The organism is Empedobacter sp. UBA5924 (genome assembly GCF_002431085.1).
Classification (GTDB): domain Bacteria; phylum Bacteroidota; class Bacteroidia; order Flavobacteriales; family Weeksellaceae; genus Empedobacter; species Empedobacter falsenii_B.
Window position 1 is genome coordinate 1 of the sequence record NZ_DJDM01000017.1, and the last position, 11,467, is coordinate 11,467.

General features: G+C 31.9%; 14 protein-coding genes. 6 read left to right on the top strand and 8 right to left on the bottom strand.

Annotated elements, in window-relative coordinates:
• Positions 1-218: 218 nt before the first annotated feature.
• A complete protein-coding gene (locus B3792_RS03800; protein ID WP_115001771.1) occupies positions 219-545 on the bottom strand; it encodes a hypothetical protein in 327 nt (108 codons plus the stop codon).
• Positions 546-782: 237 nt separating this feature from the next.
• Between B3792_RS03800 and B3792_RS03805 the strand changes: the two genes are divergently transcribed.
• Positions 783-3,305, top strand: a complete 2,523-nt coding sequence (locus tag B3792_RS03805) for an outer membrane beta-barrel family protein (RefSeq protein WP_291047160.1) — start codon at positions 783-785, stop codon at positions 3,303-3,305.
• A 76-nt stretch (positions 3,306-3,381) separates the two neighbouring features.
• On the opposite strand, the gene mscL is transcribed toward B3792_RS03805, so the two are convergent.
• The 5 genes from mscL to B3792_RS03830 all read right to left on the bottom strand — a co-directional run bounded on the left by mscL (position 3,382) and on the right by B3792_RS03830 (position 5,993).
• A complete protein-coding gene (mscL, locus tag B3792_RS03810) occupies positions 3,382-3,765 on the bottom strand; it encodes a large conductance mechanosensitive channel protein MscL (RefSeq protein ID WP_038332787.1) in 384 nt (127 codons plus the stop codon).
• Between the two features lie 33 nt (positions 3,766-3,798).
• Complete coding sequence (gene lgt / locus B3792_RS03815; protein ID WP_291047158.1) at positions 3,799-4,692, bottom strand: prolipoprotein diacylglyceryl transferase; 894 nt, start codon at positions 4,690-4,692, stop codon at positions 3,799-3,801.
• The gene (gene yidD, locus B3792_RS03820) at positions 4,692-4,925 is read right to left on the bottom strand and encodes a membrane protein insertion efficiency factor YidD (RefSeq protein ID WP_291047157.1); all 234 of its coding nucleotides are present in this window, start codon (positions 4,923-4,925) and stop codon (positions 4,692-4,694) included. Before yidD ends, lgt begins: the two co-directional genes overlap by 1 nt.
• Positions 4,926-5,023: 98 nt before the next feature.
• On the bottom strand, positions 5,024-5,530 hold the full coding sequence (locus B3792_RS03825) for a thioredoxin family protein (protein ID WP_291047156.1): 507 nt from the start codon (positions 5,528-5,530) through the stop codon (positions 5,024-5,026).
• A gap of 58 nt (positions 5,531-5,588) precedes the next feature.
• Entirely contained in the window at positions 5,589-5,993 is a 405-nt protein-coding gene (locus B3792_RS03830; RefSeq protein ID WP_115001760.1) for a hypothetical protein, read from the bottom strand.
• A 113-nt stretch (positions 5,994-6,106) separates the two neighbouring features.
• On the opposite strand from B3792_RS03830, the gene B3792_RS03835 reads away from it, so the two are divergent.
• The 3 genes from B3792_RS03835 (at position 6,107) to B3792_RS03845 (ending at position 8,387) form a co-directional block, all read left to right on the top strand.
• Positions 6,107-7,387, top strand: a complete 1,281-nt coding sequence (locus B3792_RS03835) for a replication-associated recombination protein A (protein WP_115001758.1) — start codon at positions 6,107-6,109, stop codon at positions 7,385-7,387.
• 213 nt (positions 7,388-7,600) lie between these two features.
• Entirely contained in the window at positions 7,601-8,023 is a 423-nt protein-coding gene (locus B3792_RS03840) for a type II 3-dehydroquinate dehydratase (RefSeq protein WP_125349650.1), read from the top strand.
• A 40-nt stretch (positions 8,024-8,063) separates the two neighbouring features.
• Complete coding sequence (locus tag B3792_RS03845) at positions 8,064-8,387, top strand: hypothetical protein (protein ID WP_291047155.1); 324 nt, start codon at positions 8,064-8,066, stop codon at positions 8,385-8,387.
• Between the two features lie 33 nt (positions 8,388-8,420).
• Here B3792_RS03845 and yihA read toward each other — a convergent pair whose 3' ends face one another.
• Complete coding sequence (gene yihA / locus B3792_RS03850) at positions 8,421-9,053, bottom strand: ribosome biogenesis GTP-binding protein YihA/YsxC (RefSeq protein ID WP_084106860.1); 633 nt, start codon at positions 9,051-9,053, stop codon at positions 8,421-8,423.
• 2 nt (positions 9,054-9,055) lie between these two features.
• Positions 9,056-9,838 carry an alpha/beta fold hydrolase gene (locus B3792_RS03855; RefSeq protein WP_038332809.1) on the bottom strand — a complete coding sequence of 261 codons (783 nt, stop codon included), beginning with the start codon at positions 9,836-9,838 and terminating at the stop codon, positions 9,056-9,058.
• Positions 9,839-10,100: 262 nt separating this feature from the next.
• Between B3792_RS03855 and mraZ the strand changes: the two genes are divergently transcribed.
• A complete protein-coding gene (mraZ, locus tag B3792_RS03860; protein WP_038332815.1) occupies positions 10,101-10,562 on the top strand; it encodes a division/cell wall cluster transcriptional repressor MraZ in 462 nt (153 codons plus the stop codon).
• Positions 10,555-11,460 (top strand): 16S rRNA (cytosine(1402)-N(4))-methyltransferase RsmH, encoded by a 906-nt coding sequence (gene rsmH / locus B3792_RS03865; protein WP_125349647.1) that lies wholly within the window; start codon positions 10,555-10,557, stop codon positions 11,458-11,460. Before mraZ ends, rsmH begins: the two co-directional genes overlap by 8 nt.
• Positions 11,461-11,467 lie beyond the last annotated feature (7 nt).

An 11,467-nucleotide genomic window follows, 5' to 3' on the forward strand; every position in this document is an offset into this window, starting at 1 on the left:
CAAGGGGAAGATTACAGTATAGTTATTTTAGGACGGGTCATTAGGACGGGACAGTAGCAGGATACTCCCAACATCAAGGCAAGATGAAGGCAACATAGTGGCAGTAGAATGTATGTAAAAGGTTTTTGTAACTCAGGTGTTGTGACGATTGCCTAGTTGCTTTGTAAAAAAGATAAACGTATTAAGTTGTGATAATTGTTTAAATAAAAAAGGAGCTATTAATTAGCTCCTTTTTTATTTTGATGTTTTTTGGCGTGCAATTCTTTCAATGTTGCTTTTTGTTCTGGCGTAAAAACATTATTGATTTCATTAAATTCTTTTTGACGAACTTCTTTCATTTTCTTTTTCAATTCCAGTTTTTCGTCTTTGTAGCTATCCTCAATTTGTTTGATTTTAATGACTTGCGCATCTGTCAAGTTCAAATCTTTTTTTAATTGTTGTAATTTCTGCTCTCTCGATCCTTCATTTCTGTCTTGCGCTGAAGCAGTTGTTAAAGTGAAAGCAATTAATCCTAATCCTACATATTTATAAAATGCTGTTCTCATAATTATCAACTTTTTTTGTTTTATTTATTCTTAAGACTTTAAAAAATTAAAAAGGTTTAAAACAATAAATGTTAAAATTTTTCGGTTATGATGAAATCTTTTAAAAGATGTAACATTTGAGATGAATAATCGACCAATATTTTTTAAAATTATTTTTGAAATCGATTAAACCTTTTCCAAAAAGGATTGTCAAACAAGTTGTAAAATTATAAAACTACAAAACGAAAAATTAAACAAATGAGGTTAAGAAGTTTATTTGCTTTGATTTTTATTTGTGTTTGTGCAGGATTGAATGCGCAAGAGCTTTTAAAAATTAAAGGGAAAGTCTTATCAAGTGAAAACAAACCTGTAGAATACACTACAATATCGCTTGAAAGCTCGGAAGATGGAGTTGTGGCAGAAGCGGCAACGGATGCAAAAGGAGAATTTACAGTAGAAGCAAAGGCTGGGCAATATGTTCTTGTGATTGAGCCATTGGGATACGATGTAATAGAAAAACAGATTAATTTAGAATCAGCTTTAGATTTAGGTACTTTTACTGTAAAAACGACGCAAACAGTTTCATTGGGCGCTGCAGTTGTAACAGCGGAAAAGCCTATTTATAAAGTAGAATTGGACAAGAAAGTGTATGATATGGCGAATGATCCAATGTCGCAAGGTCAAACATTGTCGGATGCTTTAGCAAATGTACCATCGGTTTCTGTAGATGCACAAGGAAACGTTTCATTAAGAGGGAATGATAATGTAAAGTTTTTGATTGATGGAAAACCTTCGGGAATGTTAGGTGTTTCTGATGTAGCAGAAGCGTTAAAAAATATTCCAGCCGAAAATGTTGAGCGTATCGAATTGGTGACAAATCCTTCTGCACGTTATGAAGCTTCTGGTTCTGCGGGAATTATTAATATCATCCTTAAAAAGGGAACAAATACAGGTTTTAATGGTTCTGTAACGTTGAATGGAGGTATTCCTAAAATGGTTGGAGGAAACGTCAACTTGAACTACAAAACAAAAAAATATAACATCTATACTACTTTAGGTACACGTTATATGGATAGAGAAGGAGAAGGCAATGCTTTGACAACAAACTATCCGAATGGAATTATTTCTGATTATAGAAAAACAGATACGAACAACAATAGAATTCGTAGAAACTATAATGCACGTTTAGGAGGTGAATATTATTTAGATGATAAAAATACATTAGGAGCTTCTGCAGGATATCGTTACAATAATGGAAATAATATTAATGATGTTAGATACTATTATTATGATGCATTATGGAATCAAACAAATAAAACTGCTCGTATCGAAAATGAAAAAGAGTTAAAAAAAAGTTTTGATGCGGATTTTAACTACAAACACGCTTTTGATACAAAAGGACATGAGTTTACTTTTACAGGACGTTACTCGTACCAAAAAGAAGACGAAAATGGAATTATTCGTAATTTAAATGCAAGTGATGTATTGACAGGAAATGAAAGAACATATAGTTTAGAAACTCAAAATTCTGCAGTTTTTACAGCAGATTATGTTCGTCCAATTGGAGAAAAAGGAAAATTTGAATTAGGTGCTCGTGTTGATTTAAGCGATACAAAAACAAATAGTGGAAATAATACAATTAATACGGACGGAACAGAAACTCCAAATAAAGCTTTCTTAGCTGATATAGATAATCAACAAAATGTATATGCTGGATACGTGCAATATGGAAATGCAATTGGAGAAAAATTCCAATACTTTGCAGGTTTACGTGTAGAAAGTTCTGATATGGAAATTGCAAATCATTCAGAAGGAACTACAATTTCAAAAAAATATACAGATTTATTCCCAACATTAACATTGAATTATAAATTGACAGATAAAAATGAGATGCAATTAAGCTACTCTCGTCGTGTTCGTCGTCCAATGGGATTCATGTTAATGCCATATTTTTCTAGTGTAAATGCATTAGATGTTCGTCGTGGTAATCCAGATCTTAATCCAACATATACTAATTCATTCGAATTATCGTATATCGCAACAGTTGGTAAATTGATGGTGACACCAAGTTTATTTTACCAAAGAACAACTGATGTGATTAATGATTTCCAAACATATAATTATATAGAGTCAGGAAATCCTTTAAAACCATATAATCAAGCATTCGAAACAATGCCAGTTAATGCAGGAAATGAAGACCGTTATGGTTTAGATTTAACTGCTACTTACCGTCCTTTCAAATGGTGGAATTTAATGTTTAATGTCAACTTATTTGGATACAATAGAACAGGTTCTTACTCAGCAACAATTTCAGATTATTTAAATCCAGATACAGGAGTTACAGAGTCGAAAGAATTTACACAAAGTTTCAAAGGAGATGGATTTAGTTCTCGTGGACGTTTATCATCAAACTTTATTTTACCAGCTGATTTAAAATTACAAATCGCAGGTAATTATATGGGAGGAATGAAAACTGCTCAACAAAAAACAGAAGATAACTTATCAATGGATTTATCTTTATCAAAAGATTTATTGAAAAAGAGAGCTTCATTAACATTAAATATTCGTGATGTATTCAATTCTCGTAAAAGAGAGCAAACAACTTTCTACGAAGAATCAGAAAACTATCAAAGTATGCGTTGGATGAAACGCTCTATTAACCTTTCATTTACGTATCGTTTCAAAAATACAAACGAGAAAGAGCAAAGTGGTAAACAACAACGTTCAAATGGAGAAGAAATGGGAGGTGGAGAAGAAATGCAAATGCAATCAGCTTCTTAGTAGTTTGAAAATAATCGAAAAAAAAAGGATCGCAATTGCGATCCTTTTTTGTTTTATTAATTGTTCGAAAAACGAATTATTTGTTTTTCAACAAATCACGAATTTCAGCCAATAATTCTTCTTGTGTTGGTCCAGCAGGAGCAGCTTCTTCAGCAGGAGCTTCTTTTTTCAACTTGTTAATTCCTTTAATCATTACGAATAAAGCAAATGCAACAACAGTAAAAGAAATAGCAGCAGCTAAAAAGCTACCATATTTAATGGCTGTTCCTGGAATTACTAAGGCTGCTAAATTTTCAGCATGAATGGCTTTCAAAGCTGGATTTAAAAGTGCTGGTGTAATGATATCTTCAACTAAAGAAGTAACAATTTTACCAAATGCACCTCCGATAACAACACCGACAGCTAAATCTACTACGTTGCCTTTTACAGCAAACTCTTTAAATTCTTTAAAAAATCCCATAAGTTTAAATTTATTTCTAAGTTTATAATAATTCTAAGGTTGATTGGTATCTAATCTATTTTTAGAAGAGATAAATAAGTATAAACCGATTAACATAAAAGGAATACTTAAGATTTGACCATTGTTTAATCCTATATTCAACATTTGAGCAACTGCTTCTTCACCTTGATTTTCTTTATAGAACTCAACAACAAATCGTATTAAAAATAATAAAAATAAGAATACGCCTAACAAGGCTCCTAAATATTTTCTCTTATCTGTTTTGTTGTACAAATAAAGCATGATAATTCCTAAGATAACATACCCTATCGCTTCATAAATTTGAGCTGGATGGCGAGGAATTACTTCTCCATATCCCAAACTTTGTTGATGAAATTTTACTGCCCAAGGTAATTCTGATGCTTTTCCTACAATTTCTGAGTTGTAAAAGTTTCCAATTCGAACCGCAGCTCCACCAAAAGGAACAACAACAGCAATACGGTCTAATAACCACAATACATTACGATGCAAATATTTTCTACTAAATAAATAGGAAGTTAAAATGACACCTAATGCTGCTCCGTGACTTGCAAGTCCACTAAATCCTACAAATTCGTAATCTTGTAATAAACCAAAGAAAGCACTTTGTCCTGGTGAATGTTGTACAGGTAAGAAAACTTCGATTGGTCGTTCGATAAACGCTGCTGGATCATAAAAAATATATTCTCCAAGTCTTGCACCTACAATTGCGCCAATAAATGTGTACAAAAACAACGGATCAAGTAATTCTTTTTTCTGATTTTCTTTCTTGAAAATGTTCGACATCAAATACCAGCCTACGACAAAGGCAACTATCCAACATAAACTGTAAATATGTACTTTGAATCCTGCTATTTCAAATAAATAAGGTTTTGGATCCCAATCGATAAACGAAATTAAGTTAATCATTAATTTTTCTTTTTAGGTACAGGGTCGTATCCATGTCCTCCCCAAGGATGACAGCGACCAATTCTTTTTGTTCCGAGCCACAAACCTTTCAGCAAACCATGTTCTTTTAACGCCTCTATCATGTAAGAAGAGCAAGTTGGTTGAAATCTACAATTGCTTCCCAACCAAGGAGAAATTGCTAATTGATAAAATCTTACCAACAGAATAAATGGTGTAACCAAAATTTTGTTCATCTCGCAAAGTTAATCAATAACCGAAATAAAAAAGAATCAATCTAAAAAGTTTATGCTTTTGCAGATTGATTCTCTATACGATACGTGCTTAACGCAGATTATTTTTTAGTATAACTCGCTGGATCTAATGCTTTGTAAGACCAGTTTTGTAAAAATTCTAACACAACTTTCGGATCGTGTCCTTTCACTTCTTTGCTTTCAAGATAAGCCGAATTTTGTGTATGAATTAAATTTCCTTTCTCATCTAAAATCACAAAAACAGGAAACCCAAAACGCTCTGGATGTTTCAATGCAGCTAACGTTTCTTCGTTTTTATTTTTTGGAGAATAATTTACATGAACCACTTCATAATTATTCGCGATATAATCTTTTACTTCTTGATTTTCTTTCGTCAATTTATCAAACATAATACACCAAGCGCACCAATTTCCACCAATTTGCAATAAAACGTGTTTCTTTTCAGCAGAAGCTTTTTGCACCGCATTCGCAATATCTACTTTCGGATTTGCTTCTTCGCTATAAATTTTTGGTTTTTCTGTTTGTTGACCAAATGCAAAACTTAATGACAAAATCATTAAGCTAAAAAACATAGTTAATTTTTTCATTTCAAATTCTAAATATTAAGTCGAATTTACAATAAAAAATTATGCCGAAAACGTTTTTCTACGAATTAATAATCGTGTAATATAAATTTAGTTTTTCTTGAACCGAATTTATTTCATTATTTTTTTCGTTTTGATTAAATTGATTAATCATATTGATAGAGAATTTTGATTCAAATTCTAAACGATCCAATTCAATTTCATAAAAATTAATTTGATGATGAATTTGCGTGAAATAATAATTTACCAATTCAACATACATCAATCTAAGTTCTTGATTAACTCTGATAAATTCGACAAATTCTTGCAATTCGACCAAAAACTCAATCATTTGTTTATTGATTTCTGATTGTTTATCTTTTAGTTCAATCTTTTTCAAATAATCAGTTGATAAAGCAATTTTATCACCCAAAAGTTGGTGCTTTCTTGTTAAAATTAAAGCACATTCTAACGCTTTCTTCATCATTTTAATTTTTATTCTAACACAAAGAAAATAAATCTAAATGCCAAAACATGTCGTCTAAAAAATCATTCATTTTGACAAAACATTCCCTAACTTTGAAATCTAAACAAGATTTTATGAATGCTCCTTTAGCTGAAAGAATGCGTCCAAAAACGCTTGAAGAATACATTAATCAAAAGCATTTGGTGGGCGAAAACGGACCAATAAAAATGATGTTGCAACATGATATGATTGCTTCGATGATTTTTTGGGGACCGCCAGGAACAGGAAAAACGACACTTGCACAATTGATTTCCGAATTAACTGATCGACCTTTTTATACGTTGAGCGCCATAAATTCTGGTGTGAAAGAAGTACGTGAAGTAATTGAAAAAGCAAAGAATCAAAATTTGTTTTCGGGAACAAAAAATCCTATTTTATTTATAGATGAAATTCATCGTTTCAATAAATCACAACAAGATAGTTTGTTGGGAGCGGTAGAAACTGGTTTGGTGACGTTGATTGGAGCAACAACCGAAAATCCAAGTTTCGAAGTTGTACCAGCTTTGCTTTCGCGTGCGCAAGTTTATGTATTGAAACATCTCGAAAAAGAAGATTTAGTTGATTTAATCGAACGAGCTATAAAAAAAGATACGGTTTTATCTAAATTAAATATTGAATTAGTTGAAACAAATGCATTATTAAGATATTCGGGTGGTGATGCAAGAAAACTGTTGAACGGTTTGGAGTTGGTGATTAATAGTTTTTCTCCAACAGATAAAATCATCATCAATGATGAAATTGTGCATGAACGTATTCAGCAAAATTTAGCACGTTACGATAAAACGGGAGAACAGCATTACGATATTATTTCGGCTTTTATCAAATCGATTCGTGGTTCAGATCCAAATGGAGCGGTTTATTGGTTAGCTCGAATGATTGAAGGTGGTGAAGATTTGAAATTTATTGCGAGAAGAATGTTGATTTCAGCTTCCGAAGATGTGGGAAATGCAAATCCAACTGCAATGATTTTGGCGAATAATACATTTCAGGCTGTTTCGGTGATTGGTTATCCAGAATCTCGTATTTTATTGAGTCAATGTGCGGTTTATTTAGCGAATTCTCCAAAAAGTAATGCAACCTATTTAGCGATTGGTAAAGCGCAACAAGTTGTGAAGCAAACGGGTGATTTGCCTGTTCCGTTGCATTTACGAAATGCACCAACTAAGTTAATGAAAGATTTGGATTATGGAAAAGAATATAAATATTCGCACGATTTTCCAGGAAATTTTGCTGAGCAAGAATTTTTACCTGATGAAATTTCGGGAACGACTTTTTATGAGCCAGGAAATAATAAGCGAGAGCAAGTGGATAAACAATCGCTCAATCAAAAGTGGAAAGGAAAGTATGGGTACTAAAATTAAAAATCCCAGTTAATCATTTGTTAACTGAGATTTTAAGGTTTGGTTGATTTTTTTGGTTTAGATTGGTTTATATGATAATAGGTTGGTAATTGTATATACACAAGGTTTATGCCAAAACTTAATAAAAAGTAAAAAATTGATTAAAAAAAAGAAAAAATTAAACTTTTTCGATCTAAAAAAGAGATTTATATTTATAAAATAAAGAAAATGAAACAAATACAAATTATAAACGGACCTAATTTAAATTTACTTGGCGTTCGCGAACCAGAGATTTATGGAACACAAACTTTCGAAGATTTTTTTGAACACGAATTGAGAAAGCAATTTCCAGAAGTTTCGTTGCATTATTTTCAATCAAACCACGAAGGAGATATTATTGATAAATTGCACGAAATTGGTTTTAAATATGACGGAATTATCTTGAATGCTGGTGCATATACGCATTATTCGTATGCGATTGCAGATGCGATAAAAGCGATTACGACTAAAGTGATAGAAGTTCATATTTCGGATATTTATGCGCGCGAAGATTTCAGAAAAAATAGTGTAACAGGTGAAAGTTGTCTAAAAATTATTTCAGGAAAAGGTTTACCAGGTTATGTTGAAGCTGTGAATGATTTTGTGAAATAATTAATAATCATTATCTTAACAAGATTAAAATCTATTACCTATGAAGAAAATTATTTTAGGATTAATCTTTGGATTAACCATTGTTAGCTGTAATGCTAAAGGCGATAAGAATAATGCGGAGGAAAAAGAGCAAGCAATGACGGCTTGTGAACAAGCGGCAATAACACCAGGGATATCTGCGGCTAAAAAAGAACTGATTACAAAATATTGTGACTGTTCGACAGATAAAATGATGGATGAATTTACGTATACAGAAATGATGCAGATGAATAATCCAACACCTGAATTACAAGAACGATTAATGAAATTAATAGAACCTTGTATCAATGATTTGAAAACAAAATCTGCTGAATTAGGAGAGTAATAAGCAAAAAGTCGGAACAACGTTCCGACTTTTTTAATATTCTTTTTTGTATTGTTCTTTCTTGAACTCGTCTACAAGATGTTCGTTCAAACTATCAATGTAGCCTAAGATTTCTAATTTACCAATTTTACTCGAAGCCGAACTTGTAAATATTTTTGGTAATTCTTCCCAAGTTTTTAATAACTCGTTTTTGTAATGATTCAAGTTTTTTTGCATTTGTGTACTCGTTAGTTTATCTAATTTTGTAAATACAATCGCAAACGGAATTTGTTTGTTTCCTAACCATTCCATAAACTGTAAATCTATTTTTTGAGGCGTGTGTCGAGAATCAATCAATAAAAAAACATTGACCAAGTTTTTACGAAACTCAATGTAATCATAAATCATTTTATTGAAACCACCACGAACACCTTTTGGTGCTTTAGCAAAACCATAACCTGGTAAATCGGCTAAATACCAAGTATCGTCCATTTCGAATGTATTAATCAATTGAGTTTTACCTGGAGTTGCAGAAGTTTTAGCTAATGCTTTTTTATCTGCTAACATATTGATTAATGATGATTTTCCAACATTAGAACGCCCAATAAATGCGTATTCTGGTTTGAAAGGATCTGGACAATCTGTATATTTTTGCGAACTTTTTACGAATTCAGCTTTTTTAATCATAATTATGCTTTAGTGGCTGGATCTAATTGTTTTTCGATTAGCCATTTGTATAAAATTTCGTTGAATAATTCAGGGTGTTCCATCATTGGAGCGTGCCCACATTTATCAATCCAAAATAAAGAAGCGTCTGGTAATTCTTCTTCAAATTCTATTGCAACTTCTGGTGGAGTTACATTATCTTGTTTTCCCCAAATCAAACAAACAGGCATTTTGATGTCTTTTAAATCATCTTTCATGTTAGATTTGATCGCGTCTCTTGCGATATATAAAGTTTTGATAGCTTTATTTCTGTCATTTACAGTGTCAAAAACATCATCTACAATTTCTTTTGTAGCGATAGCAGGATCGTAAAAAACTTCGCGCGTTTTACGTTCTACATATTCGTAATTACCACGTTTTGGATAAGTTTCTCCAAAAGATTTTTCGTACAAACCAGAACTTCCTGTTAAACAAAGTGCTTTTACATATTCTGGATGTCTGTGACAAACCATCAAACCAATATGTCCTCCTAAAGAATTTCCAACTAAAATAGCTGGTTCTTTAACGACTTCTTCAATAAAATTTGCAACATGTTTTGCAATATTTTTGATATTAGTATTGATGACAGATAAAGAATATAATGGCAATTCTGGTGCGAAAACCTTATATCCTCTTTGTGCATAATAATTTGTAAGTGAGCTGAAATTGCTAAGTTCACCCATTAATCCATGAAGCAAAACAATTGGTTGTCCTTCTCCTTCTTCTATGTAAGAGAACTTATCTTTTTTCTTTAAGCTAAAAAACATTTACTCGATATTAAGTCGACAAATTTAATTAATTATATTTTTTATTTCGTGGTTTATATGAAAAACTTTAACAATCCATATTAATCACTTATCAAAACAAGGTCTATATAAACATTATTTCTCATTTTATACATGGGGTTAGCGTTAGAAAAAACATAACTATCTGATACTAAATTTTAAATTGTTGATAACTATTTCAATAAAAGTGGTAAAAAATGGTAATTTGTGGTAATATTTTATTTATTTTTGGAAAAATTCTATCATGAATTCATTAATTGGAACATATGAGTGTAAGGTAGATACAAAGGGTAGGCTCCCAATACCAGCGGGTTTGAAGAAACAACTTGCTGAATGTTTGGAAGATGGCTTTGTGTTGAAAAGATCTGTGTTTCAAAATTGTTTAGAACTGCACCCTATGAAAGAATGGGAAAAAGTGATGAATGATTTGAATAAATTGAATCGATTTGTGAAGAAAAACAATGATTTTATTAGAATTTTTACGGCTGGACTAAAAATTGTCGAAGTTGATGCGAATGGAAGGCTACAGATTTCAAAAGATTTAGTGAAATTTGCAGAAATTAATAAAGAAGTAGTTCTTAATTCTTCTGTAAACATGATCGAGATTTGGGATAAAGACAAATATGAAGAGTCGATTAATGTAGATGATTTAGATTTTGCTTCTTTGGCAGAAGATGTAATGGGAAATTTAGGAGAAGATGAGTGAATATCATAATCCAGTATTATTAAAAGATAGTGTTGATGCGTTAATTATTAACGAATCAGGTATATATGTAGATTGTACGTTCGGGGGTGGAGGTCACTCACGTGAAATATTAAGTCGTTTGGATCAAAATGGAAAATTATTTTCATTTGATCAAGATGTGGATGCGGTTCGCAATAAAATTGATGATAATCGATTTGAGTTAGTTGAGCAAAATTTTAGATTCTTGAAAAATAATTTAAGATTTCGTGGAATAAAACAAGTGGATGGTGTTTTGGGTGATTTGGGAGTTTCTTCTCATCAGTTTGATACGCCAGAACGTGGTTTTTCAACTCGCTTTGATGGAGAATTGGATATGCGAATGAATCAGAATGCAAAACTTTCTGCCAAAACAATTATTAATGAATACGAAGAAGAAGATCTTGCTCGTGTTTTTTATGATTTTGGAGAATTGCAAGGTTCGTATCGTTTGGCGAGAGAAGTTGTGAAAGCAAGAGCAGATAAACAAATTAATACAATTGATGAGTTGAAGCAAATTTTTTCATTCATTCCAAAAATGAAAGAAAATAAATTTTTCGCTCAAATGTTTCAGGCATTACGAATCGAAGCAAATGATGAAATGGCTGCATTGAAAGAGATGTTAACGCAATGTGGAGAAGTGATAAAACCAGGTGGTCGTTTGGTGATTATTTCGTATCATTCGTTAGAAGATCGTTTAACAAAACGCTACATGAAAAACGGAATGTTTGAAGGTGAACCTGAACGTGATGTTTTTGGAAATTGGTCGGCACCTTTCAAACCTTTACAATCAAAGGTGATTGTGCCAACGCAAGAAGAAATTAATGAAAATCCAAGAGCGCGTAGTGCGAAAATGCGTATTGCGGTTCGTAATGAGGATTAAGAAATAG

Coding starts and splice junctions, on each gene's coding strand:
- B3792_RS03800 (WP_115001771.1), bottom strand. CDS start 545: ATGAGAACAGCATTTTATAAATATGTAGGATTAGGATTAATTGCTTTC.
- B3792_RS03805 (WP_291047160.1), top strand. CDS start 783: ATGAGGTTAAGAAGTTTATTTGCTTTGATTTTTATTTGTGTTTGTGCA.
- mscL (WP_038332787.1), bottom strand. CDS start 3,765: ATGGGATTTTTTAAAGAATTTAAAGAGTTTGCTGTAAAAGGCAACGTA.
- lgt (WP_291047158.1), bottom strand. CDS start 4,692: ATGATTAACTTAATTTCGTTTATCGATTGGGATCCAAAACCTTATTTA.
- yidD (WP_291047157.1), bottom strand. CDS start 4,925: ATGAACAAAATTTTGGTTACACCATTTATTCTGTTGGTAAGATTTTAT.
- B3792_RS03825 (WP_291047156.1), bottom strand. CDS start 5,530: ATGAAAAAATTAACTATGTTTTTTAGCTTAATGATTTTGTCATTAAGT.
- B3792_RS03830 (WP_115001760.1), bottom strand. CDS start 5,993: ATGATGAAGAAAGCGTTAGAATGTGCTTTAATTTTAACAAGAAAGCAC.
- B3792_RS03835 (WP_115001758.1), top strand. CDS start 6,107: ATGAATGCTCCTTTAGCTGAAAGAATGCGTCCAAAAACGCTTGAAGAA.
- B3792_RS03840 (WP_125349650.1), top strand. CDS start 7,601: ATGAAACAAATACAAATTATAAACGGACCTAATTTAAATTTACTTGGC.
- B3792_RS03845 (WP_291047155.1), top strand. CDS start 8,064: ATGAAGAAAATTATTTTAGGATTAATCTTTGGATTAACCATTGTTAGC.
- yihA (WP_084106860.1), bottom strand. CDS start 9,053: ATGATTAAAAAAGCTGAATTCGTAAAAAGTTCGCAAAAATATACAGAT.
- B3792_RS03855 (WP_038332809.1), bottom strand. CDS start 9,838: ATGTTTTTTAGCTTAAAGAAAAAAGATAAGTTCTCTTACATAGAAGAA.
- mraZ (WP_038332815.1), top strand. CDS start 10,101: ATGAATTCATTAATTGGAACATATGAGTGTAAGGTAGATACAAAGGGT.
- rsmH (WP_125349647.1), top strand. CDS start 10,555: ATGAGTGAATATCATAATCCAGTATTATTAAAAGATAGTGTTGATGCG.